Here is a 25,712-nt window from a genome sequence, read left to right as displayed (position 1 = left end):
AGTAAGTTATCGTTTCATTGGTGAAACAACGTATTCATGCACTTGTCGTTCATCCTGTAAATCAGCAACTCTTTTAACCAGCTCTGAGTAAGCTTGTTCTAGTAAGCTTCTTGCTTGAAGCGCATTATCTCGTTCTTTACGATACTTTTGTTTTAATGTTCGTTCTCTTAGTAACTCTGATTTTAACTTATCTACTTCAGATAGTGAGGTATTAATTTCAATATCTAACCCAACTACCATCAACCTTTCTCGGTTATCATTATATTTCTTAATTAAAGGTTTTGCGTGCTCTACGAAATCAGAAAATTTATGGATATAACTATTTCCAAGCTGAGCTTCGGTGTTGATTTTATTTAGTGTCAACCGGCCATTTCTCTTAACGTGCCGCTGCTGACCATCTAAGAGTCGCTGTAAGGCTTCATATAAGCGAGCTTCTGTTATTTGTTTATCTCTACTCATGATTTGCCTTGATGGTGTATATGAAGGGCTCAAAATCAATATTGTGTGATTTTAGCGTTTGCTCAAGTTGACGAATTTTTACAGTGTAGCCAATAAGAATACGGCTATACGCATAGTCCCCCATTTCATTTAAACTTTCAAAGGCTACGATTAGCCGTTTACGTTGTGCAGCCATTTGTTTTGCACCTTTATCGGTAATTATTAAGTGTTGGCATGGCTTACTCTCTGTTACAAATGACTCAATTGAGCAAACTCTTTCACATGATGAGTTAGTACAGTAACCACCTGTTGGCAATAATACAATCGACTTTGTACCATTACGAACTAATGACTCTAATTCATCGCGAGATAAAACTATAGTTTCGCCTTTACCGAGTAATTTTTCTCTCTCTTCTATAATACGAACACTCCCTCCACCGGATAAATTTTGAGTACCATTATAAATATCATCAAATGCTTCAATAGCTAGGTTCTGTGTCGTTTTATCAATTTCACTCATTAAGTTTTTGTCAATTAATAAATCCTCAGACCGAATAAGTTCAGCATTATTTGCATACCAATTACTCATGTTAATATTTTTGTGTTTGAGCTGGTGCTTAATTGTTTGTAAATTACCTAGCTTATTCCTTACCATAAAAACTGCAAAAGAGCGCCTTAGATCATGTAAAGACAATTTAGGTAGTGAACCACCTATTTTTAATTCACCATACCAGTCAGGGTTTAATAGATTAAACTCTTCAACTTCTTCATGAGTTGCCTTTATTTCAAGTTGTTTTAGATTCAAAAAATCTTTGCTCCCAAGTGATAAGGTATAACCAGACAATACTTTGTTATATCTTTCACTACTCAAACTCGTTGTAATAAATGACGACGCTAGTTCTTCCGAACCTCGATCATATTCATCTTTACTAATTAAGCCTTCGCTAAAGTTTTCTTCTAAGACATTTTTAAAATGTTCTCTAGCATACATAGTAGCGTCGTGGGCAAGCTCTAATGCTTTTAGGGCTATAGGATGGGTTACCCATACCTCTTCCTTTGCGACTCCTTTATTACTTTTATAAGTATTACCAAACAACATTGGTATACCAGCGAATATCTTATAGCTATTTGGGTTAGTAGTTCGCGACTCTCGACTTCTCATGCCAGTAAACATCACAACAACCATTAAGCAATACTTTACTATACTTTTAATCCATTCACCTTTAAGGTGAAATCTAAAATTAGGTATTTCTTTTCCAAGTTCATTACCATATTTCACCATAGTGTAATTAAAGTATTTTGCTCCATTTTTATCTAACCTATGAACGTGTATTTTTTTAAGTAGATCATTATCAAAATGAGCTATCGTTTTTCTCATAACCGATGAGATTTCGAATCTGTGTGGATGATATAACTCAATGACTTCTACGACTTGTTGAAGAAGTTGAGAATATATCGTTGTAGGGATAGCTAAATGTTGTTTTCCTTTTTTCTCATTTGATAACTCATTAAGAGCTTTACTGTCTATGTATCGGTTTAATAACCCTGCATTACTCAAGCGCCTCAAAGTAGTAGATATTTGCTTAAGCGAACCTACCGACATACTACTTTTAATATTTTCCTTAAACTTAAACCACTCTATATTGTTTGAAAGAAGTGAAAAGTCTGATTTACCCCATATTTTCGTTATTGCCCACAAGAGTTTCTTTGTTCTCAGCAGTTTTGATACTGACACATAATTGTCTATCGCTTGCTCCATTTCTGAAAAGAACAATTTAGCAGTAAAGCTTTGTATATTTTTCTTATGTTCGAGAGGGTATTTGTGAAAAAGAACATAGCGAGTTGCTTCCCGGCGTGAAACAAAATCCCATTTATCATCAAATATACGGGAGATACCATTTCCATCAGAATCAAATGATATAAAAGGATTATTTTTAAACTCATCCTCTAATTTTTCTAAAGTATTAAACATTAAAAACCTGCAAAGTATCGTTAAGCCCTCTCACTCCCATAAATAAGGGATGATCAGATTTTGTCATTTTCAATTCTGCACCAGCATATTCTTTTGGTGCTTTCTGCTTAAATCTATTCAAAGTTCTGCTCAGTATTGTTTCTAACTGGTATAGCTTTTCTTTGGGTATGGAATTTTGAGAAGGTATATTTTTTAGTTCAACGACTTGTTCATAAAATGATAGCATTAACCAAATGTCAGATTCTGATGCGATTAAAATATGGTTTGCGCAGTTAAAACACGATAAGAAATCTGTGCATTTTTTCTCATCTTCTTTAACTTCTATTGCTAAATTCTTATATTTACGCTCGATAAGCTCCTTTTTGCCTTTATCTCCAGAGCATCGGATGCCATGTGGAGAAATAGTGCTCATTTGTATATCATTGCGCTGTAAACGTTGTTTATAGTCATAATCAGATAATATATCACTATGGAGTACCTTGGCATTATTCACTGAATCTTTGATGGTATTACCTTTACTAATTAAGGCTAATGATTCAAATGTGGCAGATAAATGTCGTTCATGGTCAGCTTTTACACCTAATGTATAGGAACTAGCAACAACATTTACTGTATTGTTCAACCCCTGTGAAACAAGGTACATATCTTCAGTTACGCGCATTAAAATATCTGATTTAGTTTTGCGAAATCGTGAAGAATTAATCCTAAAAGGAAATAATTTCTCGATAAGTTTATTGATCCTATCCGAACCTGCACCATGATCCAAAAAGCTCTTAATTTTCAAATTCGAATCAACAAACGGAATAAATGGTTGAGCTTCAATATCATTAATACCAGCTAATATAAAGTGAGCTTTTGATACTTCAAGCCATTCTGTTATCAAGTTTTTCGCGTATTTCGAAAAACCTAACGAGTGATCAATACTCTTGTAATTGGCTCTTCCTTTAACACCTTCAAAAACATATACATCAGAACCAACGCTTTTAAAGGAAACATCGCTACGCTTCATTTTTTTTAAAACAGAATCATTCATACCTGTCCACATAAAAAATAAATATAGAGCGCAGCGAGAGGCCTGATTAAATAATGCCTGACGTTGCAAGATCCTATCACTAAAATCTTTTTGGCTTTTCATAGCGTTATTTATCAACATGGCGTGTTTGAACGCATTTTTTTTTATATTTATATTCTTCCACCCAAATTTTTCTACCATGTTATTGAATAAATCCTCATCAAAAAAAGGATGTACTTCTGGATGCGTATCATTTTTTATATGTTGAATAAGTTCGAGGTAACCTTTTATAAGGAGGCGCGAAACGGGCTTTAGTTCAGTTTCAATGTCATACGCACATTGTTTGCCGCTAGCTTGATAATTAGATACTAAAGCTAATTTTTCAGCATCATGAGTACGATTGAATCCTTTTAAAATAATAGACAAAGCAGCGCGAACTCGGCTTGCTCTTGAAGTAGTCACACCTTGCAAGGCCAGCTGATTAAAATGTTTGATACATTTATTCATTTCATCTAAGGAAAAAGGCGTAGACTGCGGGCTATATTCGTCAATATACCTTAAGTATGAGACTAAACCGACCTTTATATGGCTATGGAATGTACAAGAAGGACTATCAGGCATGAGCTTATAGACCGCACGGATAAAATCATCACGATTAGCTAAAATCAGCTCAGTAGCTTTAAACTCTCCTTTTCTTTTGCCTGTTGCAATCGTTGTGGGAACACCTCGATAACGTAACCGTTTAAATTCAAATTTTCCTCCTGTTTTGTTAAGACAAGCCATATCATCGATGTTTAAAATATCAATAGATGCTTTTTTAAGCGTTATAGTTGTTTCGAGGTTTACACGTTTACGCGCCATTAATACTCCCATCTAATTGAATATTAATTTGTTCAGTGAAACCATTCAAAACCCCTAAATAAGTCAATACATCTTCATAAATCTCATCTCCAGTAGGTGCATTCTGTGCAATTTTCAAATACTCCATAGTGGTTTGACGGTTTTCATGGCCAAGAAGTGAAGCTACATAATCTAATGAAATATCAGGCTTAACATGGTTGCGCAACAAACGTCTAAATATATCAACAGCAAACGTAGAGCGAAGGTTATGTATTGAGGCTAGTGTTTTATGCTCTAAATCAAGCGTGTTGTTGATGGTATTTCTGACTTCGATCCAACGCCCTGTAAAATCACTTGGTCTAGTAAATAAAGGAACGCCTGTTTGCGTTATAAAAAGATACTCTTTAGTTTTATCAATAGCATCATCACCTTCAAAAATAGATGTATTACCTTTTTCAACTTGAACTCTGCAAAAGTCATTAAATTTATTCAAGCGTTTTAAATATCGTTCTGATTGGGTGTAATTATAAATTTCTTCCATTAACCGTGCTGGAATAATAGTTTTCCTCGGTTTGTTACCTTTGCCTTTAGTTTTAGTCAAAGAGCCATATCCATCGCCCACACTCAGTCTTAAAATATCATTTTCATAAACCTCTTCGCCTTCTTTGATAACTTTTTTAGGCTTGATAATTTGACCTAAATGGAGGCTAGCCATTTCTTCTCTTCGAAGACCTGTATAACGACAAATCATAAAACCTAGTGAAAACTCAATAGGCAACGAAGCCGTTTTATTTTCGTCTTGACCAAAACGAATTACACGTTGTGATTTTGTCAAAATATTTTGAGCTACCATCCATTGCTTATCACTCATTGGCCTTAAGTCACGACGACAGTTTTCAAGAGCCATACCGCTACTAACTTGAGGTTTACTAAAGCTCAGACGGAGATCCGTTGTATGAATTACTTTTTGATGGAATGAGTTCATACTCGTTGAAGAGGATTGCAGATTTAACGTAATAATTTCATGCGAGAAAGGAGGGTTATTAAATTTTAGCCCCTTACGTAGATAATATTTGTAGAACCTGACTACTGAAGAAATATAAGCTTTAGCTGTTGTTCTTGCTAAACTGTTCTCTTTATTCGTAGGGTCGATAACAAGCTTTTTAAGTGTATCCCTATACTTATAAGTAAGCCGTTCGACCTTACGTTTAGGGAAATAGTCCCAACTTGGTCTAGGCTCGTCATATATTGGATCATAGACGTCAGCATCATAATCATCATCCCACTTTTTTTGATGATCAATAATAAACTGAAAGTAATGTGCCATACCTTGAGCCAATTGAGATGACTCTAGCTTGCCATCATCTAAGTGGTGCGAAAGTATAAATTCATTCACAATATCTATTGGCTTAAATGAAACTAATTTATTATTTTTGTCGTAACCAACTTCGTTTAACAAAACTAATTTTTTTATAAGAACACCACGGTCATACTGGCTATGCTTTACTGTTAATTTTCCATATTCATCTGCTTCGACTATAGGGGTTCTATAAGTATAATTTTTAAAGCTTGTTGTCTCTGCCCTGAAGGTTGTCATTAAATAACTCACTCTAATAAAAGTAACTAATTCTCAACTTTAAAAGTCAACAATTACATATTAGTAAGTAAATAGCTTTAGTGAGTAATTAACTTATGACGTTCATATAAAACCTGGCAAGTATCGAGCACTTTTTGCGCTGGCATCCCGAACGCTTTAGCGGCATCTATTTGTAAAGCAGACAAATTATAGGGAAGCGGCGCGGTTTGTTTTTTTTGCTTTTGCTCAAGAGCAGTTACGCTTGCTGGTTGATTAGCGATACGTGAAGTTACATTTTCAGCTAAAGCTTTGTTAAGCACTCTGCCCTCTTCATCTTGATAAGGCTCACACGCTTTACTTGGTATCCACTTAGCAGTAAATGATTGCTCCTTAGGTGTATCAAGGTGAGCAAGTACTTCATAAAATGGTTTTGATACAAAATTTGCTATCTCGTTATCGCGATTAACTACTAGGCCCAAAATGGGTGTTTGCACTCGCCCAACCGACAATACATTACCAAATCCCGCTTTTTGCCCCGCTAATGTGTATGCACGCGTCAAGTTCATGCCAAACAACCAATCAGCACGAGATCGCGCAAGAGCAGAAACACTCAAAGGAATAAAGTCACGGTTAGCACGCATACTATTTAGTGACTTTTTAACTGCCGTTAAGTTTAAGTCACTGATCAATAAACGCTGAATATTTTGTTTTTTTGCTTGGCTGATTTTTGCTTGTTCTATAACTTCATCAATTAATAATTGGCCTTCACGGTCAGGATCACCAGCATGTACAAGTGTTGTTGCTTGTTTGATTAGCTTTTTTAAAATAGTGAGTTGTTTACGAGTTTTAGGCTTTGCTTTAAGTTGCCAATGCTCAGGCACAATAGGTAAATGTTCAAATCGCCACTTTTTAAAACGCTCATCATAGTCATCGGGTTCTGCTTGCTCGAGCAGATGACCTATGCACCAAGATACGCAATCACCATTCGCCACTTCAATATAGCCATCATGCTTTTTATGCGGTTTAGGAAGTGCGTCTGCAATAGCGCGACCCAAAGAGGGTTTTTCAGCAATATAAAGTTTCATAACCAAGCTCTAGCACTGTTCATATAAACAGTAGTCTAGCATATCATTTTAAAACGAGGGGTATTTTTGTAGTTATTAACTTAAAGCTTTATTTCGCTTATTAGCAAAAATATATAAAAGGGGCAGGTAACATACTATAACTGTGCCAACATTAATTAATGGCAGCAAAGTTTTATACATATAAGTGCTGTACGATAAATCCCAAAGGTGACGGTCAACTAGACGAAACAACTGCAGGATGGGTGCACCGATAACCACAAGTTGGCCCAATACGCATTGCCACAAATGCAGTTTATCTTTCAGACCCCAATAAGCAACTAGTGCCATCCAAGATAAATCGTTTAATGCCCAAACTACATAACGGTATATGTAAGTGCCGTCATCAAGCTCTTTGAGCGATGAATGAATTAAAGCACCAAAAAGAAAAAAAGCGGCTGTTAATAAAGTAAATCTTAAAGCACAAAAATCTTTTCGTAAATAAAAAACAAAAATAGCTGGGCTCAAAATAAGCACCCAGCTACTATTTAAAATTTCTAAGACTTTATCAAACCAATCAGGCATGATTACTTAGTAAAATTCGTTTTTTTATCATCGTCATCGCCAGTACCGTTACCAGGCATACTACAATACTTATCCAACATATTCACTCCAGTTTAATTACATCTGTTAACAAAGGTGTATTCTATGCTAAAAAAAAAACAAAACCAATAAATTCTATCTAATATCAATAGGATCTGATTCTTTCGCCTTGCCTTGTAAGATTGATATTTCCACCCGGCGATTACGTCTTCGATCTTCTCGGGAGTCGTTCGGCACTAAAGGTCTGGTTTCTGCACGCCCCACGACCATCATGCGGGTCTTATCAAAACCAGCAACTTTTTGCAGCTCACTTGCGACCGCAACAGCCCGTTTCGAGGACAAATCCCAGTTATTAATATAAAGCTCATTAGAGACTTGAAAGTCATCAGTATGACCGGAGACGGTGATCTCCCCGGGAACATCTTTTAGTAAGCGGCCAATATCTTGAATAATAGGTTTAAACTGGGGTTGTAAAAACGCACTACCCGATGGGAACGAACCATTTTCTCTTATACGAATGATGATTTGCTGCCCTAATGACTCAAGCTCAATAGCCCCATCAATAATTTGCTTTTCGAGTTGTTGTGCAATTTTTTTAACTAAATCATTTATTTGTTCTTGATCGGCAGCAGAAACAGCAGGCGCTGAAGCAACTTCTTCTGAGGTGCTGCTAGACTCACCGCCTCGTTTTTCGCCTCGTTGTTCTTGGCGTCCGCCAGCTGAGCTTTCATCGCCCGCCTGAAACTCTAGCATTTGCTGAGTCATTTCAACTGTTTGCTGCTGAATAGTTTCAATGGGGGTCGGCTCAGGCTTACCTGGAGTAAACTCCATCGCGATAACTGAGGTGCCTTTTGGAATATCTTTAACTTCTATTTTATTTTGTACACCAAAAGCAAACTTCATAGAGCCTGCAATTTGCTTAAATTTAAGCACATCCATTTCAGAAAACGCGAGTAAGAGTACAAAAAAGCACATTAATAGCGACATTAAATCGGCAAATGTCCCCATCCATGCAGGTAACCCTGGGGGTGGGCATTTACACTCTTCATCAGACATAACTATTCCTCAGTGTTTACCGCGCGTTTAGACTCAGCCAAATAATTTTTCAAGATCCCCTCAATTACTTTAGGGTTTTGGCCATCTTGAATGCCTAATACTGCATCCAAAATAAGTCGCTGGTTCATTGCTTCTTCGTCTTTACGCAATTCAAGTTTTACCTGAATAGGAATGGCGACAACATTCGCCAAAAATGCCCCATACAACGTTGTTAACAAGGCTACAGCCATTGCTGGGCCGATTGCTTTTGGGTCATCCATATTTGATAACATAGCCACCAAACCGATTAATGTACCAATCATCCCCATTGCAGGAGCAATATCACCTAACGATTTAAATAAGCTTGCGCCCATTTCATGGCGAGTTGTAGTAAGGGAAATATCTTTTTGTAATGTTGCGCGCACTACATCTGCATCATGCCCATCTACGAGCATATCAACACCTTTACGCATAAATGGATTTGGAATTTCAGCCTCTTCCAATGCTAAAAACCCGCCTTTTCGGGCAGAATCGGCTAGCTCAACCGCCTTTTCAATTAACGCTTCAGGGGGTTCAATTTTAAACATAAACGCTTTAGCACAAACCTTACCAATGCCTAAAAATTGCGACATAGTAAAATTGGATAAAACGATAAAAAGGGAGCCACCAAATACAATAACCACGGAAGGGGTATTGTAAAACATACCGACTTCGCCGCTACTACTCATAAACATGGACATGACAATTAAGCCAATTGCGCCAAGGATCCCAATAATGGTTGCTAAATCCACATTCCCTCCAAAGGTTTTATATTTTTTCTTCGCAAGCGTTGTTATTAAATGTATATCGGCAAGATACTGAAATACTTAAGTGATTTTTATGATAAACGATAAAATTACGATTAGTCCTATTTTAGATCAACATAGGTAATCAATCTAACTAATCAGAATTTATAATTTAAAAAATAACGCTGAAGCGCAGTAAAACCCAATTAACAGCATTTATCTATCAAAAAAACATAACATTCTTTGACCTAGTTTAGCATTCCCCCTAAAATTGGCGTTTAAATTTATTATGTAAGTTGAAAATAAAGATGGCGACTAAAAAACCTGAAAATTTAAGTTTCGAACAAGCACTAGAAGAGTTAACAGCAATTGTCAGTGAAATGGAACAAGGTGATTTATCGCTTGAACAGTCTTTAAAACAATTTGAGCGCGGCATTGCATTAGCCAGTGCGTCTTCCGGTAAACTTCAACAAGCCGAGCAAAAGGTGTCGATATTAATGGGTAATGACGAAAAAGCACCGCTTACTCAATTTAATAACGATATGGAATAATTGTGAGCATAAAAGAACAAATAAAGCTTGCTCAAGATGATGTAGCCAATACTCTCAACCTTTATTTCGAACAACCTCTTGAAAGCGACAACACCATAAAAGAAGCCACCCATTATAGTTTAATGAATGGCGGGAAAAGATTGCGGCCCTTTTTAGTTTATACCACAGGTAAAATGTTAGGTGCTGACAAGCGTGATTTAGATGTACTTGCAGCAGCGATAGAATGCATTCACAGTTATTCATTAGTGCATGACGATTTGCCCGCTATGGATGACGATGATTTACGTCGTGGCCGTCCTACATGTCATATTGTCTATGGTGAAGCACAAGCTATTTTAGCAGGTGACGCACTGCAAACCTTAGCATTTGAGCTTATTGCTAAGCACACATTTAAATGCTCAACAGAAGCTCAGTTAAAAATGATTGCAGAATTAGCCCATGCTTCAGGCTTGCAAGGAATGGTTGCCGGACAAGGCCGCGATATTGCAGCAACAGATAAAGTTATTACGGTTGATGAATTAGAACGTATTCATAAACTTAAAACCGGCTCATTAATAAATTGTGCGATTACTTTGGGCGCACTTTGCGCTCCTAATATTAGCCAACATACTTTAGATAACTTATCTACTTTTGGGTATGCTATTGGGCTGGCCTTTCAGGTTCATGACGACATTTTAGATGTTGAGGGCGACACACTGACTTTAGGTAAGCCTCAAGGGTCAGATATTGCTGCTAATAAAGCGACATACCCCGCTTTATTAGGTATGCTAGGTGCTAAGCAAAAAGCACTAAATTTGATACAGCAAGCCCATGAGGCGTTAGCCAATATTGACGCAGATACGACCGACTTAGCGGCATTGGCAAACTATTTAATTGAACGTGACCATTAAACATGGCTAAAACGTATTAACTCTTAGAACAAAATTATTACTGAATATTAGTTTACCTCTTAAATCTAACTTTTTGAGGAAAGTTAATATTAGCGAAGGATATATAAAAAACCATGACACTTGATAGCAGCAAGTATCCATTACTTAATTTGGTGAACGAACCAGTCCACTTGCGAGACTTAGCACAAGATAAGCTTTCTGCATTTAGCCATGAATTGCGTGATTACTTACTCAATTCAGTATCGCAAAGTAGCGGCCATTTAGCGTCTGGTTTAGGAACCGTAGAACTTACCGTTGCATTACATTATGTGTACAACACTCCCGACGACCGTTTAGTTTGGGATGTAGGTCATCAAGCCTACCCACATAAAATACTAACGGGACGTCGTGACCAAATGCACACCATTCGTCAAAAAGATGGATTGCACCCATTTCCATTTAGAGACGAAAGTGAATACGATACGTTTAGTGTTGGCCATTCAAGTACCTCTATTTCAGCGGCGCTGGGTATGTCTATTGCTGCGCAAAAAGAAGGCAGAGGTCGTAAAACAGTGGCGGTGATAGGCGATGGCGCAATTACCGCAGGTATGGCCTTTGAAGCGATGAATCACTTAGGTGATGTTAAATCAGATATGTTGATTATTTTGAACGATAACGAAATGTCGATTTCTGAAAACGTCGGCGCGTTAACCAATCATTTTGCGCGTATTTTATCAGGTAGCTTTTATACCAACATCCGCGAAGGCAGTAAAAAGCTTCTTTCTGGTGTACCGCCGGTAAAAGAACTTGCCAGCCGTATGGAAGAACACATTAAAGGGATGATGATCCCGGGTACTTTTTTTGAAGAATTAGGCCTAAACTATATTGGTCCAATTGATGGTCATGATGTGAATATGCTGGTTGATACGCTGCGTAACATGCGTAACTTAAAAGGCCCACAACTTTTACATATAAAAACCCAAAAAGGCAAAGGTTACAAGCCCGCAGAAGCCGATCCGATTGGTTATCATGGCGTACCAAAATTTGATCCTGCGACTTCAAGTTTACCGAAATCTAAACCAAGTGCAGCGACTTTCTCAAATGTATTTGGTGATTGGCTTTGCGATATGGCAGAGCAAGACAACAAGTTAATGGCAATTACTCCTGCGATGCGTGAAGGTTCGGGAATGGTGCGCTTTTCTAAAGAACACCCAGAACAATATTTTGATGTGGCAATTGCTGAGCAACACGCTGTAACCCTTGCTGCAGGTTTTGCTTGTGAAGGGTTAAAACCCGTTGTTGCTATCTACTCTAGCTTTTTACAACGTGCGTATGATCAACTAATTCACGACGTTGCATTGCAAAACCTACCGGTATTATTTGCTATTGACCGCGCAGGTATTGTCGGAGCTGATGGTGAAACTCACCAAGGCGCCTATGACCTAAGCTTTATGCGCTGTATTCCTAACATGGTTATTATGGCACCTAGCGATACTAACGAATGCCGTCAAATGCTATACACTGGCTATCAAGCCAATTGCCCAGTAGCTGTGCGTTACCCGCGTGGCAGTGCGGGCACAGCAGAGGTTCAAAGCGCTATGCAACAGCTCGAAATTGGTAAAGCGAATGTAATTAAACAAGGTGCTAAAGTAGCTATATTGTCATTCGGTACCTTGCTTGAAAACGCCCAATTAGCCACTGATAAGCTCAATGCCACTTTAGTTAATATGCGATTTATTAAACCACTTGATACTGGTTTAATTGATGAACTTGTCGCTAACCACGATATCATTGTAACACTTGAAGATAATGCAATTTCTGGTGGTGCAGGTTCGGCCGTTAATGAGTATTTAGCTACTCAAAAAGCGGCTGTAAAAATACTTAACTTAGGTATACCGGATGAATTTATTAAACACGGTACTCAACAGCAAATGCACGATGAAATGGGGCTAGGTGAGCAAGGTATATTAACCTCAATTAAAGCATTTATGAGCTAATACTTATAGTGTTTAATAAAAAAGGAGCCATTGGCTCCTTTTTTATTGCTAACTTTAACCTCTAGCGCATCCACACCTTAATATCGGCTAAACCATTACTTTGCAATAAGCCAATCTGCTGTTCAACATTCGGGTTTTGCTCAAACTCAAATGCATCTAATTGCTCATCAAAGGTAATGTTAGCAACGCCATCGCCGCCGCGTTTTTTAACTTGATGCAATGCGATATCAGCTAAATTAATCGATGTTTCCCAGCTAATAACTTGACCACCTAGCAGAGGTAGCGGATAGAAAGACCAACCCACTGACGCTGTTATATTGGTTGTCTCACCGTTAGGAAGTTGGAAGGTATAATCGGCAATAGCTTGGCATAATTCAGATACATAGCTGTCGATTAAATTACACTTAAAATCGCGTAATAACAGTAAAAACTCATCACCACTCCAACGGGCAACATAATCAGAACCCTGGGTACGCGAGTTAAGTAATGCCGCTACTTGTTGTAAACAGCTATCTCCAGCAATAGGACCATAAGCATCGTTAATGCGGCTAAAGTTATCTAAATTAATAATTAACAACACCAAAGATTTACCCTGAGCCTGCAATGACTGCGAATTACGCTGAAAATGCTCAATATCTTTTGGTAGTTGATCAAACAAGAAACGACGACTTCTCAGCCCAGTTAGCTCATCAGAGTGACTAACAAGTTTAAGCTGAGAATTTACTTGGTTTAATTTATCATTCGCTTGGCGAAGCTCTAGGGTTCGTTCAGTAATAAGCCCTTCGAGTACTTGTTGCTTACGTCGCTCTTGAACTTTAAATACCCAAAACACTAAATAAAAGAGCAACACAAAACCACTGGTGATCAGTAACCTAAAGTAGATAGTTTCACCAAATCGCTCTGGAACAATAAACGCATATTCTGCTGATTGCGCTTTACCCCAATCCTCACCTTGGCGTTTAGTTTCTAATTCAAATAAAAACATACCGGCGGGTAAATTTGTATAAATTGCTTCTCGACGGGTATTTGCATAGCGCCAATCGTTATCAAGCCCATTAAGTTTATATCTAAACTCAATACTTGCCGGAGCATAATAATCAATCGCAGTATAGGTAAGTGTTACATCACGCTCATCGGTCTCAAGAACCGGTTTTTCACCTAACGCAGCAGCTGCAAGCTTTCGTGATGGTGTGGTTAAGGTTTCTATAGTTGGTTTAAGCGAACGTAATCCAAATAACTCTACGTCTTTCGGAATTTCCACCACACCTTGTAAGCTGGGGTACCAAATAGAGTTATCCATATCAACCACCGCATCATGGCCTAAGCCATTACAACATTGGCTGGCTTTACCATCAAGCTGACGGTCAAATGAAGAAATCACTTCTTCTACTTTTAAGCTTTCGATGTTGGCTTTAAATTGCTCAACAGGCATGCGGTAAACCCCTTTCATGGTGCTTACCCAAATTCGCTTTGAGGTGTCATCGTATTCTAAACTGAATATGGAACCATATGGCAATCCATTGGCGGCGTCTAGTTGCTGCCATTGCCCTTGTCCACTGCGATAAAACAGGCCATCATTCAACGAGCCAATTAAAATGCCTACCCCTTTTATATGTAAAATACTGGTCACATAAGCGCTTTCCAAAGTGGTTTGGTCACCTATTTTTTCAATTCCTCGCTCAGTAAAGTAATACGCGCCTTTACTGGTGCCAATAACCCCAAAATTTGGTTTATCTAAAACATAGGTTACAAACTTACTGCCTAAAAAAGCATTGTACGCAAAAGGGTTTAAACCATTGTAATTTAAACGATATAATCCTCGCCCGGTGCCTACCCAAAAACCGCCTTTAGTTGAAGTGCTAATTGCAAAAACAGGGTTATCGCTCAATGCACGAGCAGGGAAACTATATAAGGTATTTGATTCGTAGAAAAACAAGCCTCTGCCAGTAGCAACATAAAGGCGATCGCCATCAAATTGCAGGTCATGCACCGAGGCATTTCCATACTTGGCACTATTGATAACATTAATAAAAGTTTTATCGGCATCAAAATAGCCAACACCACTTTTGTTGGCAATCCATAACTTACCATCAGGTGATTTACTAATTGCCATTACCGCTTCGGTCATTTTAGAAATGGCAGAATGGCGCTCTATTCGCCCTTCGTGAGCAAGCCATAGCCCTTCACTAAAACTCGCTAACCATATGTTATTTTCATCATCTCTAAATATATCAGCAAACCAAATACTCTGATCTAATTGGCTTGGTTCGACCCACTGCCAATCATTAGATTTAGCTCTAAATAATAAACGTCCATAGGTTGATATCCACAGGCCGCCATTACCATCGCTCATAAACTTATACACAGCTGAGTTATTAGCATTGGGAAGTGGAAACGGACGTAGCTCGTCATCTAAATCTAAAAAATAAGCCCCTAACTCAGAAGCTAGATACAAATTACCATTTAAAAACGATAAATCGTGAACAATGGTTTGCGCTAAACGATCGGGCAAAGCCACTTTAGCAGTTAGTTCTAAGCGTAATTTAGAAAAGTCAGACGAGCTTTGCTTTAAACGTAATAAATTACGGTCGTTAACCAGCCAAATTCCCTCAGGTGAAAGCGCCATTTTACTGACCGATCCCACAATTTGGGTGATAGCTGTGGCGTTTACAATAGGACTAGGATTATTTAGTTGGTCGCGCAGTTCTATTTGGCCTCTGTCTATATAATAGAGCCCATTAGCTGCTATCCAAATACTGCCTTGAGAGTCTTCAAGAATGTCTCTAACAGGACCTTTAATATTAAACTCTTGTGCGGTTAGCTTTTCAGGGTCAATAACCACAAGGCCATTTTTAGTGCCTACCCACAATAAGCCTTCGCCATCGATCAATAATTTATTAATACCGTTGCTGGGTAAAAATAAACTATTTTGGGTATTATAATTAGTGAAGGTATTGCCATCAAAACGGCTTAATCCAAATTGAGTGCCAAGCCACATATAGCCTTGGTTATCTTGCACTACACTTTTTAGAGATTGTGAGGGTAAGCCGTCTTTGATATTCCATTGTTTAACTACGTAATCAGTAATTGAGGCCGTACTTGGCATGGCACATAGCATAAGTACACAAACCAATAAAAATCGCATCATAGTGCTGCCACCTAGTTAAACAAATAATAAATTAAAAGGGTAGTAAACCTACTTTTATCAATGCTTGCAAACAAATAAGCGAAAAAATCCCTGCAAGCACATCATCGGCCATAATACCAAACCCACCATGGGCACGTTTATCGAGTATGCGAATCGGCCCTGGCTTTGCTATATCAAAAAAGCGAAACAGTAAAAAGCCCACCAGTAATGTTTGCCAGTTAAGTGCTGCGCCAATCATAGTAATATAGTAACCAGCAACTTCGTCCCAAACAATTGCAGGATGATCATGTACTTGAAGGTCATCGGCGGTTTTTCCACATGCCCAAATACCAAAGATGCTTATGACTACTGCAAATACAATTTGTAACCATAGCGGAAAATGCATGGTAATAAAAATAAACGGTAATGCTGCCAATGTGCCAAATGTACCAGGTGCTTTTGGTGCAAGCCCAGTACCAAAACCCAAACCAAAAAATTGATGTGGGCGTTTTAAATTAAATAATCGGTTTTTCTTCAAACCTGCTCCTTGGAAAAGTGCTCAAAACCTTTATGTTCAAAAGCAAACTTCTCACCTTGGTGTAATAACTCTATATTGCCGTCACCACTTTTTATTTGCCCGATACAACTTGCCTCTACACCGTATTGGCGCAGCTTAATATCTAGCATACTCTTGTTACTATCAGCAACGGTATACAGTAACTCGTAATCATCGCCATAGTTAAGAACAAAAGGAAGTCGCTGCTCAAAATCAAGACTCGCTTGCATGGCATCTGAGGTGGGGACATTTTCAATATTAATGGTGGCACTAACTTGTGATAAATTTAGCACATGCCCTAAGTCGGCTAGTAACCCATCGGAAATATCAATGGCCGACGATGCCAAGCCTCGTAACGCTTGCCCAGCAGCTACACGTGGCGTGGGGAAATTTAAACGTTTATTAATATCTTTTAAGTGTTCAGGTGCAATCGATAAGCCTTGTTTTTTCGATTCAATCGCCAACCCAGCATCACCAAGCGGACCGGTTACAAAAATCCAATCCCCCACTTTTGCACCACTTCTACGTAATGCTGTGCCTTCAGGAACTGTACCTTTTGCACAAATAGTAATACTAAGTGGACCTTGAGTGGTATCACCACCAATGATCTGAACGTTAAAGTACTCAGCAATTTCATGCATGCCATCAGTCAGCTCAGCAATCCATTGTGGATCGATACTAGGTAACGTAAGTGCAACCGACACCCAAGTAGGCTCTGCGCCCATGGCAGCTAAATCACTTAAATTAACAGCAAGAGCTCGATGCCCTAATGCGCGAGGGGAGATATCATGAAAAAAATGCACCCCAGCAACTAAGGTATCTGTGGTTACAGCAAGCTGACAGTTCGCTGGAACTGTGACAAGCGCACAGTCATCTCCAATCCCTAAATTAACATCGCGACGAGTAATGCCACGACCTTTAAAGTAACGATTAATTAATTCAAATTCCTTCATACACAAAAAAGCCGGCCTATGCCGGCTCTCCTTTTTAACGGTTATTTATAACAACTCATCTGATGATAAAAATCAGCTAAAGTTGTTATTACTTGCGTAACTGTTTTACAGCTTTATCAAGTACACCGTTTACAAATTTATGGCTATCTTCAGCGCCAAACATTTTAGCTAATTCAATACTTTCATTGATAGCCACTTTGTAAGGAACGTCTTCACGAAATTTAAGCTCGTAGCTGCTTAAACGTAAGATAGCACGTTCAACTTCGTCTAATTCATCAAATGGACGAGTTAAATGAGGCGATACAGCTTCGTCTAGTTGCTTGTGGTTTACTGCAACTCCACGCGCTAAATCTTTAAAATATTCAACATCAATTTTAGTCACATCGTTTTCGATCAACATTTGTTGTTCGATATCGGCAATTGCATTGCCGCTTAATTGCCATGAATACACGGCTTGAAGTGCTAAGATACGTGCTTTACGTCTTGCTGCTGGTTTCACAAAAATTCCTTAAACTTAAATTTTATCTAACACATTAACCATTTCAAGCGCACCTAAAGCAGCTTCGCCGCCTTTGTTACCCATTTTGGTACCTGCGCGCTCAATTGCTTGCTCAATGCTTTCAGTGGTTAATACGCCAAATGCAACCGGGATATCATACTCAAGTGATACTTGTGCAAGCCCTTTATTTGACTCGCCAGCGACGAGATCAAAGTGAGGCGTGCCCCCTCTGATCACTACACCTAAGGCGATAATTGCATCATATTCTTTTTTTGCTGCAACGCGTTTCGCTGCTAAAGGTAATTCAACCGCACCTGGTACGTAAATTACGGTAATATCATCTTCTGATACTCCACCAGTACGTTTTAGCTCATCAACAGCACCTGCAAGCAAGCTACTACCAATAAAGTCATTAAAACGAGAAATGACAATGGCAAACTTTTTGCCTGGAGCGTATTTATTACCTTCAATAATTTTCATTTGATAACCCTAAAAATAAGTTTAAGCGATTTCGGTTGCGCAAAAATTGCTGCGCATTATACCACATAAATAAAATAATAGCCTAGCGTGTAATTATTGTGGCTCTACGTAATCAACAACTTCTAAATGGAAGCCTGATAATGCATGATACTTTTTCGGTAAACTCATCAAACGCATTTTTTGGATACCTAAATCAGCCAAAATTTGCGAGCCTACACCTACGGTACGTGAAGTACCTTGGAATTTGCGTGGCGTTACACTCTCGCCAGCATCAGCTGCAGCGAATGCTTTAACAGTCGCTTCTAATTCGTCAGTGCTTTCTTGCTTACCTAAGATGACTAAAGCGCCATTATGCTCAGCTATATACGCCATTGCTTGCGATAATCCCCAACTACGATCAGCATTGCGATCAGAGAGTAAAATATCGTTAAAGGTACTTTGTAAGTGCACTCGCACTAACGTTGGTTCTTGTTGTTTTATTTCACCTTTAAGCAATGCATAGTGCAACTGTCCGTCAATGGTGTCTTTGTAAGTTACTAAGTCAAATTCGCCATGCTCAGTTGGCAATTTACATTTTGCAACTTGCTCAATAGTGGTTTCATTTAAGTTACGGTATTCGATTAAATCAGCAATGGTGCCAATTTTAATATCATGTTGCTTAGCAAATACTTCTAAATCAGGGCGGCGCGCCATGGTGCCATCTTCATTTAGAATTTCTACAATCACTGATGACGGCTCAAGTCCCGCTAAACGCGCTAAATCACAGCCAGCTTCAGTGTGCCCTGCGCGCGTTAATACGCCGCCAGGTTGCGCCATAATAGGGAAAATATGCCCAGGTTGTACAATATCACTTGGCACAGCGCCTTTAGCAATGGCAGCTTGAACAGTGCGAGCACGATCCGCTGCAGAAATACCCGTTGTAACCCCTTTTGACGCTTCAATAGACATAGTAAAGTTGGTCGAGAACGCGGCACCATTATTTTTAACCATCAGCGGTAAATCAAGTTGCGAGCAACGCTCTTGAGTCATGGTTAAACAAATTAACCCACGGCCATGAGTCGCCATAAAGTTAATTGCTTCTGCACTAATGTGCTCAGCAGCAATAATTAAATCGCCTTCATTTTCTCTGTCTTCATCGTCCATTAAAATAACCATTTTACCGGCTTTAATGTCATCTATTATTTCTTGTGCGCTGTTTAAATTCATAAGTTGCTCGTATAAGTTGTCAATATCGTTATTTTATAAAGCCCGCTTTAGCGAGTAAGCTCATCGAAATATCTGAACCAGTAGGATGCTCAGCTCCCTTTACAAGGCGCTCTAAATAACGTGCTATTTGGTCGACCTCTAGATTCACTTTGGTACCGACTTGAAAATCGGCTATGGTCGTTTGCCCGCTGGTGTGTGGCACAATCGTTAGTTTAAATTTATTACCTTCAACCGCATTGACCGTTAGGCTAATACCATCAATACACACAGACCCTTTATAAGGAATGTATTTCATTAAATTTTCGTCGGTGGCTAACCAATATTCAGTTGCTCGCGCATTGGTATTTATTGCTGTGATAGTGGCAATACCATCAACATGACCAGACACTAAATGGCCTCCGAGGCGCGATACAGGTTGCATCGCCTTTTCTAAGTTAACTGTTTGCCCTAAAGCGTAATGTGCAAACCCCGTTAAGCTAATCGTTTCATTTGATAAGTCAGCACTAAAGCCATCTATATGCTTATCAACAACCGTGAGGCACACACCATTGGTTGCAATACTGTCACCTAACTTAACATCACTCATATCAAGGTTTTTACTTTGGATACGAATAGCTAAATCACCTTGTTTTTTTTGTAATAACGCAATTTTACCTGTCGCTTCAACTATTCCAGTAAACATAGTGCTACTCTTTATATAAAATGATTAATGAGCTTTTTTGTGTGCTGTGATACGTAAATCATCACCAATTGGCACACACTCATTAAAAGTTAAATTAATGGTATTTTGCATACTCATTAACTCTGGGAAATTCAGTAAACTTCTTGCATCACTACCCATTAACTTAGGGGCAATGTAAAAAACAAACTCATCAATTAAATCAAGTTCAGCCATTTTTCCGGCCAATGTGGCACCCGCTTCTAACCACACATTATTAAACTGTAATTGCGCTAGCTTTTGCAGCACTGCTTGTAAGTCTACTTTATTGTTCTTTTCGGGGACTTCGATCTGTTTAACAAAATGAGGCCACTGATTCGATTTATCAACCCGAGTGGTGAATATTATCACCTCGCTTTGAATTGAAAATAAGGCAAGTTCAGGGGTAAGTCTGTTTTGGGAATCAATAATAACGCGAACAGGTTGGCGCAGTGGTAAATTGGTCGGTAAAGAAACCGGAAGTTCTTCTGGGCGTACATTTAGTTTTGCATCATCGATTATGACTGTATCGGCACCGGTTAAAATTGCACAGCTCTGAGCACGATATAGTTGCACATCTTGGCGCGCAGCGGGCCCTGTTATCCATTTACTTTGGCCGTTTTTAAGCGCCGTTTTACCATCAATACTTGCGGCCATTTTACAGGTAACAAAGGGTAACCCCTGCTCCATTCGTTTAAAAAAGCCTAAATTTAATGCCCGCGCTTGCTCTTCAAGTAATCCGTAAGCGACTTCTATACCTGCATCAGCTAAAATTTTAAGGCCTTTTCCTGCAACTTGCGGGTTGCTATCAACCATAGCAGCAATCACTTTTTTTACACCCGCGGCCTTTAGCCCTTCAGCACAAGGCGGTGTACGACCATAATGACTGCAAGGCTCTAGGGTTACATAAGCGGTTGCACCTTTAGCACTTTCACCGGCCTCAGCCAAAGCATTAACTTCAGCATGACCTTGTCCTGCTAATTGATGAAACCCTTCAGCTATTATTTTATTATTTTTTACGAGTACGCAGCCTACATTAGGGTTAGGAGTGGTGGTAAAGCGCCCTTTTTTTGCCAGCTCAATGGCGCGTGCCATATAACGTTTATCATCCTCTGAAAACGAGCTTTGCATGGTCATTACTACTCTCCTAAGCGAGCTATTTCTTCACCAAACTCACGTATATCTTCAAACGAGCGATATACTGAGGCAAATCTTACATAGGCTACTTTATCTAATTTTTTCAGCGCTTCCATAATACACTCACCCACCAAATGGCTAGACACTTCACGTTCGCCAGTAGCTCGCAACTGCGATTTAATTATATTAACGACTTCATCAACTTGTTCGGTACTTACGGGGCGTTTTTCAAGAGCACGAGTTAAGCCATTTAGTAACTTATCTTCATTAAACGGTTCGCGGCTGCCATCTTGCTTAATAACTCGAGGCATGACTAATTCAGCCCCTTCAAAGGTGGTAAATCGTTCGTGGCATTCATTACATTCACGACGTCTACGTACTTGGTGTCCCCCGCCGACCAGGCGAGAATCAATAACTTTAGTATCTTTGGCGGTGCAAAATGGGCAATGCATAACTGTGTGTTTCCGTTTTAAAAACAAAAAAATGGCCGCTATCATAGCGGCCATTATCATAACAAAAATGTGTGCAGTTGTGATCTAAATTACTATTTTACTCTTGGATTAAGCGTAAACAGGTAATTTAGCACAAATTGCTTTCACTTTTTCTTTCACCTGCGCTTGTACTGACTCATCTTCGATGTTGTCTAGTACGTCACAGATCCAGCCCGCTAACTCTTTTGACTCTGCTTCTTTAAAGCCACGACGAGTGATTGCTGGTGAACCAATACGCAAACCAGAAGTAACAAATGGTGAACGTGGATCGTTCGGTACTGAGTTTTTGTTAACAGTGATGTTCGCATTACCTAGGGCAGCATCTGCATCTTTACCTGTGATATCTTTATCGATTAAATCAAGTAAGAATAAGTGGTTGTCAGTTTTACCTGATACTACTTTGTAGCCGCGCTCTTGTAATACTGCAACCATTGCTTGAGCATTTTTAACAACTTGAGCTTGGTATGTTTTAAATTCAGGTTGAAGTGCTTCTTTAAATGCCACCGCTTTAGCAGCAATAACATGACATAAAGGACCACCTTGGCCACCTGGGAAAACAGCGCTGTTTAGCTTTTTATAAATATCTTCATCGCCACACGCAGAAATGATTAAACCACCGCGAGGGCCGGCTAATGTTTTATGTGTTGTGGTTGTTACAACGTGAGCAAATGGCACAGGGCTTGGGTAAACACCCGCAGCAATTAAACCTGCAACGTGCGCCATATCAACAAATAAGTATGCGCCTACTTTGTCTGCAATTTCACGGAACTTAGCCCAATCAACAATACCTGAGTATGCAGAAAAACCCGCAATGATCATTTTTGGCTTGTGCTCAAGTGCTAACGCTTCAACTTGTGCGTAATCAATTTCGCCAGTTTCTTCGTTAAGTCCATACTGAATTGCGTTGTATGTTTTACCAGAGAAGTTAACGTGTGAGCCGTGTGTTAAATGACCACCGTGCGCTAGGCTCATGCCTAAAACAGTATCAAGTGGGCTTAATAGTGCTTGGAAAACAGCGGCATTCGCTTGTGAACCAGCATGTGGTTGCACGTTTGCGTAATCTGTACCAAATAATTCATTTGCGCGGTCAATCGCTAACTGCTCAACCACATCAACGTGCTCACAGCCACCGTAGTAACGTTTGCCCGGATAGCCTTCAGCATATTTGTTAGTAAGTTGAGAACCCTGCGCTTCTAATACGCGTGGGCTACAGTAGTTTTCAGATGCAATTAACTCAATGTGCTCTTCTTGACGTGATGTTTCTTTGCTCATCGCGTCAAATAACTCTGGATCAAAGTCCGAAATATTCATGCTACGTTCTAACATTGGGGTCTCCTGGGCAACGTGTATGGGTATTTTTTACAGGCTTTATTGTACGCTTAAAACGACTCTTTGCCTACGCTCTTAAGTTGAGGATATTTAAACAGGGATTGAAACTATTTCACAGCATTTTGATGATGATATTTTTTTATAAACTAATAACAATTTTAAATGAATTTGATTTATTACATTTATTTAGCTTATGCGTTATATCTAAAGCGATGTATAAACAAACAAAAAAAGCGGCCTAAGCCGCTTTTCTTAATGTGTTATTTTAACCTAGCTTAGCAAATAGCTCGCTGCGTAAATCGTCGTAATCATTGTGCATATCAATGGCTAAACACGGTTTTGCGAGCGCATCTGCCAGAGGTTTTGGCATGGCTATTTCGGTATTTAATACTTCTTCAACGCTTTCTTTAAATTTAGCTGGGTGTGCAGTCGCTAAAAAGATACCTGCAGCATCTGTTGCTTTATTTTCAACAAGCCCTTGGTAGGCAATCGCGGTATGAGGCTCTGCAATATAGCCAAGCTGTTGAATTTTTTTCATCACTGATTTTGTGCTTTGCTCATCCACACTAACAGAATAAAAATTGTCATAACTAAACCAGTTATTATCTAGCATAGTTTGTACTCGCGGCCAGTTATTAGGTTTACTGACATCCATAGCATTAGACAGTGACTCAATAGTGGCGCTGGGCGTCCACTGCTTATCAAGCATATAACGTGGCACAGTATCATTTTGGTTTGTAGTCGCACTGAGTTTACCTACTGGCATACCAATAACAGCGCCAATCATAGCCGCACACACATTACCAAAATTACCACTGGGTACTGAAATATGCGCTGTAGCACGCTTTTCTTTTGGCAGCTGTGCTATTGCCTCAAAGTAATAACAAACTTGCGCAACTAAGCGGCTAATATTGATTGAATTTGCTGAATTTAAACCAAGTTTTGCTTTTAACTCTTCATCTAAAAATGATTTTTTAACCAACTCTTGGCAATCATCAAAACTGCCTTCTATCGCGTAACAATGAATATTGTCACCGAGTGTAGTAAATAGCTTTTGCTGAGCGAGTGAAATTTTGCCCTTAGGGTATAAAATAACCACATCAATATTTGGCTTATTATAAAAAGCATGCGCGACAGCGGCACCGGTATCACCCGACGTTGCTGTCAATATTGTCACTTTTTCGCCGTGGTTAAACTGCGCTAAACACTCCGCCATAAAGCGGCCACCAAAATCTTTAAACGCCAGTGTTGGGCCATGGAATAACTCTAAGCAATAGGTATTGTCTTCAACTTCCACCAGCTTAACCGGAAAGTTAAACGCATTCTTAACCATCTGGGCAACAGTATCACTTGGTAGCTCGTCACCAATAAGGCGCGATAAAATTTTGCCGCTACGAGTTACAAAGTCCATATCGAGTAACGCATCAATATCGCTAAGCGGCGCTAACGACTCTGGGAAAAACACCCCTTGATTACGCCCCAGGCCTGTTTTTACAGCTTCAACAAACGACACTTTTTGTGAATATTCTTTTAAATTATGTAATTGCATGACTCTTGATCCTATAAAACATTTAATTGACGCGTGCCGTCGTTATCTAATTTACAAATATGGCAAAAACCTTGCTCGTTGATGTAATTTTCCTCTAGCCACTGCGCGCATTGCTCTGCCGCTTCAAGCGTTTTACATACACTAAACAAGGTCGGCCCTGCGCCTGAAATACTCACAACTTCAGCACCCAGTGCTGGTAAGCTTGCTTTGGCATCACTAAAGCCGCTTATAAGTGGCGCACGGTATGGCTCTGCTATTTCGTCTTTCATAATGCTTAATGCATCATCAAAACGCCCTGTTAAAAGTAAGCTACTAAATGCCGATAAACGCTGAGCAAATTCAACCCCCGCATGCATACTGAGCTCTTTTGGTAAAACAGAGCGCGCTTTTGCGGTATTGAGTGAAAAGCCCGGAAATGCGGCAACGTAATACCAGCTTTCATCGACAGGTAAAGCAATAGATTTATCAGGAATTAAATCACCGGTTAACTGTAAGCCGCCTAAATAACACGGTGTAATGTTATCGTAATGGCGCCCCCCACTTACAACGGCTTCAAAATCGGCCATAAGCTCAATGAGCTTTACTTGGCTTAAATTAGTTTTGGCAAATTTATCCAGTGCTGCAAATGTCGCCACCACAGAGCAAGCACTTGAGCCTAATCCCGAACCAATCGGCAAGTTTTTCCTAAGCTCGAGCTTTACCGCAGGCATATCAGGCGCAACATGCGCTCTAAAATGCACTAAACACTGGTACGCTAAATTCTCTTGCGCATCAATAGGTAGCTTATGTGCGTAGTCGCCTGTACAAATAAATTCATCACTCGATGCGGCACTAACAACCGCCACATCACCTAATAAACCGCCATCAATGGGCGCAAGTGCGGCGCCCAGCGCATCAAAGCCAACGGCAAAATTACCAATAGACGCCGGAGCATATACTTCAATCATGA

At 39.4% G+C, this 25,712-nt stretch carries 22 protein-coding genes and 1 pseudogene; 3 read left to right on the top strand and 20 right to left on the bottom strand.

Going from position 1 to position 25,712, the window contains the following annotated elements:
• Positions 1 to 6: 6 nt before the first annotated feature.
• From QL989_RS07990 to pomA, 8 genes and pseudogenes are all read right to left on the bottom strand, one after another.
• Positions 7 to 459 (bottom strand): hypothetical protein, encoded by a 453-nt coding sequence (locus tag QL989_RS07990; RefSeq protein ID WP_290169588.1) that lies wholly within the window; start codon positions 457 to 459, stop codon positions 7 to 9.
• On the bottom strand, positions 452 to 2,410 hold the full coding sequence (locus QL989_RS07985; protein WP_290169586.1) for a hypothetical protein: 1,959 nt from the start codon (positions 2,408 to 2,410) through the stop codon (positions 452 to 454). Before QL989_RS07985 ends, QL989_RS07990 begins: the two co-directional genes overlap by 8 nt.
• Positions 2,403 to 4,283: a hypothetical protein gene (locus QL989_RS07980; RefSeq protein WP_290169585.1), complete on the bottom strand. Its 1,881-nt coding sequence runs from the start codon at positions 4,281 to 4,283 to the stop codon at positions 2,403 to 2,405. The genes QL989_RS07985 and QL989_RS07980 overlap by 8 nt, the downstream gene beginning before the upstream one ends.
• A complete protein-coding gene (locus QL989_RS07975; protein ID WP_290169583.1) occupies positions 4,273 to 5,859 on the bottom strand; it encodes a site-specific integrase in 1,587 nt (528 codons plus the stop codon). The genes QL989_RS07980 and QL989_RS07975 overlap by 11 nt, the downstream gene beginning before the upstream one ends.
• Positions 5,860 to 5,939: 80 nt before the next feature.
• Positions 5,940 to 6,923 (bottom strand): annotated as a pseudogene (locus QL989_RS07970) (DNA topoisomerase); the annotation flags it as partial.
• A gap of 75 nt (positions 6,924 to 6,998) precedes the next feature.
• Positions 6,999 to 7,484: a hypothetical protein gene (locus QL989_RS07965; RefSeq protein ID WP_290169580.1), complete on the bottom strand. Its 486-nt coding sequence runs from the start codon at positions 7,482 to 7,484 to the stop codon at positions 6,999 to 7,001.
• Between the two features lie 153 nt (positions 7,485 to 7,637).
• Entirely contained in the window at positions 7,638 to 8,558 is a 921-nt protein-coding gene (locus QL989_RS07960; protein WP_075170368.1) for a flagellar motor protein MotB, read from the bottom strand.
• Positions 8,559 to 8,560: 2 nt separating this feature from the next.
• Entirely contained in the window at positions 8,561 to 9,328 is a 768-nt protein-coding gene (gene pomA, locus QL989_RS07955) for a flagellar motor protein PomA (RefSeq protein ID WP_010390948.1), read from the bottom strand.
• A gap of 302 nt (positions 9,329 to 9,630) precedes the next feature.
• Between pomA and xseB the strand changes: the two genes are divergently transcribed.
• The 3 genes from xseB to dxs all read left to right on the top strand — a co-directional run bounded on the left by xseB (position 9,631) and on the right by dxs (position 12,739).
• Positions 9,631 to 9,873 (top strand): exodeoxyribonuclease VII small subunit, encoded by a 243-nt coding sequence (gene xseB, locus QL989_RS07950; RefSeq protein WP_290169577.1) that lies wholly within the window; start codon positions 9,631 to 9,633, stop codon positions 9,871 to 9,873.
• Positions 9,874 to 9,875: 2 nt separating this feature from the next.
• Positions 9,876 to 10,763: a (2E,6E)-farnesyl diphosphate synthase gene (gene ispA, locus QL989_RS07945; RefSeq protein WP_290169575.1), complete on the top strand. Its 888-nt coding sequence runs from the start codon at positions 9,876 to 9,878 to the stop codon at positions 10,761 to 10,763.
• 113 nt (positions 10,764 to 10,876) lie between these two features.
• Entirely contained in the window at positions 10,877 to 12,739 is a 1,863-nt protein-coding gene (gene dxs / locus QL989_RS07940; protein WP_290169571.1) for a 1-deoxy-D-xylulose-5-phosphate synthase, read from the top strand.
• A gap of 61 nt (positions 12,740 to 12,800) precedes the next feature.
• Here the strand turns inward: dxs and QL989_RS07935 are convergent, their stop codons facing one another.
• From QL989_RS07935 to thrB, 12 genes are all read right to left on the bottom strand, one after another.
• Positions 12,801 to 15,887: a ligand-binding sensor domain-containing diguanylate cyclase gene (locus tag QL989_RS07935; protein WP_290169569.1), complete on the bottom strand. Its 3,087-nt coding sequence runs from the start codon at positions 15,885 to 15,887 to the stop codon at positions 12,801 to 12,803.
• Between the two features lie 31 nt (positions 15,888 to 15,918).
• The gene (locus QL989_RS07930) at positions 15,919 to 16,404 is read right to left on the bottom strand and encodes a phosphatidylglycerophosphatase A (RefSeq protein ID WP_290169567.1); all 486 of its coding nucleotides are present in this window, start codon (positions 16,402 to 16,404) and stop codon (positions 15,919 to 15,921) included.
• Positions 16,401 to 17,375, bottom strand: a complete 975-nt coding sequence (gene thiL / locus QL989_RS07925; protein WP_010390938.1) for a thiamine-phosphate kinase — start codon at positions 17,373 to 17,375, stop codon at positions 16,401 to 16,403. The genes QL989_RS07930 and thiL overlap by 4 nt, the downstream gene beginning before the upstream one ends.
• Positions 17,376 to 17,463: 88 nt before the next feature.
• Complete coding sequence (nusB, locus tag QL989_RS07920; protein ID WP_010390936.1) at positions 17,464 to 17,874, bottom strand: transcription antitermination factor NusB; 411 nt, start codon at positions 17,872 to 17,874, stop codon at positions 17,464 to 17,466.
• Between the two features lie 15 nt (positions 17,875 to 17,889).
• The gene (ribE, locus tag QL989_RS07915; protein WP_008110216.1) at positions 17,890 to 18,354 is read right to left on the bottom strand and encodes a 6,7-dimethyl-8-ribityllumazine synthase; all 465 of its coding nucleotides are present in this window, start codon (positions 18,352 to 18,354) and stop codon (positions 17,890 to 17,892) included.
• Positions 18,355 to 18,447: 93 nt separating this feature from the next.
• The gene (gene ribBA, locus QL989_RS07910; protein WP_010390933.1) at positions 18,448 to 19,560 is read right to left on the bottom strand and encodes a bifunctional 3,4-dihydroxy-2-butanone-4-phosphate synthase/GTP cyclohydrolase II; all 1,113 of its coding nucleotides are present in this window, start codon (positions 19,558 to 19,560) and stop codon (positions 18,448 to 18,450) included.
• A 28-nt stretch (positions 19,561 to 19,588) separates the two neighbouring features.
• Positions 19,589 to 20,242, bottom strand: a complete 654-nt coding sequence (locus tag QL989_RS07905; protein WP_010390931.1) for a riboflavin synthase — start codon at positions 20,240 to 20,242, stop codon at positions 19,589 to 19,591.
• Between the two features lie 24 nt (positions 20,243 to 20,266).
• Positions 20,267 to 21,394, bottom strand: coding sequence for a bifunctional diaminohydroxyphosphoribosylaminopyrimidine deaminase/5-amino-6-(5-phosphoribosylamino)uracil reductase RibD (gene ribD / locus QL989_RS07900; RefSeq protein WP_290169562.1), 1,128 nt, complete (start codon positions 21,392 to 21,394; stop codon positions 20,267 to 20,269).
• 2 nt (positions 21,395 to 21,396) lie between these two features.
• Complete coding sequence (gene nrdR, locus QL989_RS07895) at positions 21,397 to 21,846, bottom strand: transcriptional regulator NrdR (protein WP_010390928.1); 450 nt, start codon at positions 21,844 to 21,846, stop codon at positions 21,397 to 21,399.
• Between the two features lie 108 nt (positions 21,847 to 21,954).
• Positions 21,955 to 23,211 carry a serine hydroxymethyltransferase gene (glyA, locus tag QL989_RS07890; RefSeq protein ID WP_008466843.1) on the bottom strand — a complete coding sequence of 419 codons (1,257 nt, stop codon included), beginning with the start codon at positions 23,209 to 23,211 and terminating at the stop codon, positions 21,955 to 21,957.
• A gap of 268 nt (positions 23,212 to 23,479) precedes the next feature.
• Positions 23,480 to 24,763, bottom strand: coding sequence for a threonine synthase (gene thrC / locus QL989_RS07885; protein WP_290169560.1), 1,284 nt, complete (start codon positions 24,761 to 24,763; stop codon positions 23,480 to 23,482).
• An 11-nt stretch (positions 24,764 to 24,774) separates the two neighbouring features.
• Entirely contained in the window at positions 24,775 to 25,710 is a 936-nt protein-coding gene (gene thrB / locus QL989_RS07880; protein WP_290169558.1) for a homoserine kinase, read from the bottom strand.
• Positions 25,711 to 25,712: the final 2 nt, after the last annotated feature.

It is taken from the genome of Pseudoalteromonas sp. APC 3224 (genome assembly GCF_030407535.1).
Lineage (GTDB): Bacteria > Pseudomonadota > Gammaproteobacteria > Enterobacterales > Alteromonadaceae > Pseudoalteromonas.
Note: the sequence above shows the minus strand (reverse complement) of the source record. Positions and strands in the feature narration are given on the sequence as shown.

Excerpts from the sequence above, each read along its gene's own strand:
- QL989_RS07990 (WP_290169588.1), bottom strand. The coding sequence starts at position 459 with ATGAGTAGAGATAAACAAATAACAGAAGCTCGCTTATATGAAGCCTTA.
- QL989_RS07985 (WP_290169586.1), bottom strand. The coding sequence starts at position 2,410 with ATGTTTAATACTTTAGAAAAATTAGAGGATGAGTTTAAAAATAATCCT.
- QL989_RS07980 (WP_290169585.1), bottom strand. The coding sequence starts at position 4,283 with ATGGCGCGTAAACGTGTAAACCTCGAAACAACTATAACGCTTAAAAAA.
- QL989_RS07975 (WP_290169583.1), bottom strand. The coding sequence starts at position 5,859 with ATGACAACCTTCAGGGCAGAGACAACAAGCTTTAAAAATTATACTTAT.
- QL989_RS07965 (WP_290169580.1), bottom strand. The coding sequence starts at position 7,484 with ATGCCTGATTGGTTTGATAAAGTCTTAGAAATTTTAAATAGTAGCTGG.
- QL989_RS07960 (WP_075170368.1), bottom strand. The coding sequence starts at position 8,558 with ATGTCTGATGAAGAGTGTAAATGCCCACCCCCAGGGTTACCTGCATGG.
- xseB (WP_290169577.1), top strand. The coding sequence starts at position 9,631 with ATGGCGACTAAAAAACCTGAAAATTTAAGTTTCGAACAAGCACTAGAA.
- dxs (WP_290169571.1), top strand. The coding sequence starts at position 10,877 with ATGACACTTGATAGCAGCAAGTATCCATTACTTAATTTGGTGAACGAA.
- QL989_RS07935 (WP_290169569.1), bottom strand. The coding sequence starts at position 15,887 with ATGATGCGATTTTTATTGGTTTGTGTACTTATGCTATGTGCCATGCCA.
- thiL (WP_010390938.1), bottom strand. The coding sequence starts at position 17,375 with ATGAAGGAATTTGAATTAATTAATCGTTACTTTAAAGGTCGTGGCATT.
- ribE (WP_008110216.1), bottom strand. The coding sequence starts at position 18,354 with ATGAAAATTATTGAAGGTAATAAATACGCTCCAGGCAAAAAGTTTGCC.
- ribBA (WP_010390933.1), bottom strand. The coding sequence starts at position 19,560 with ATGAATTTAAACAGCGCACAAGAAATAATAGATGACATTAAAGCCGGT.
- QL989_RS07905 (WP_010390931.1), bottom strand. The coding sequence starts at position 20,242 with ATGTTTACTGGAATAGTTGAAGCGACAGGTAAAATTGCGTTATTACAA.
- ribD (WP_290169562.1), bottom strand. The coding sequence starts at position 21,394 with ATGACCATGCAAAGCTCGTTTTCAGAGGATGATAAACGTTATATGGCA.
- nrdR (WP_010390928.1), bottom strand. The coding sequence starts at position 21,846 with ATGCATTGCCCATTTTGCACCGCCAAAGATACTAAAGTTATTGATTCT.
- glyA (WP_008466843.1), bottom strand. The coding sequence starts at position 23,211 with ATGTTAGAACGTAGCATGAATATTTCGGACTTTGATCCAGAGTTATTT.
- thrC (WP_290169560.1), bottom strand. The coding sequence starts at position 24,763 with ATGCAATTACATAATTTAAAAGAATATTCACAAAAAGTGTCGTTTGTT.
- thrB (WP_290169558.1), bottom strand. The coding sequence starts at position 25,710 with ATGATTGAAGTATATGCTCCGGCGTCTATTGGTAATTTTGCCGTTGGC.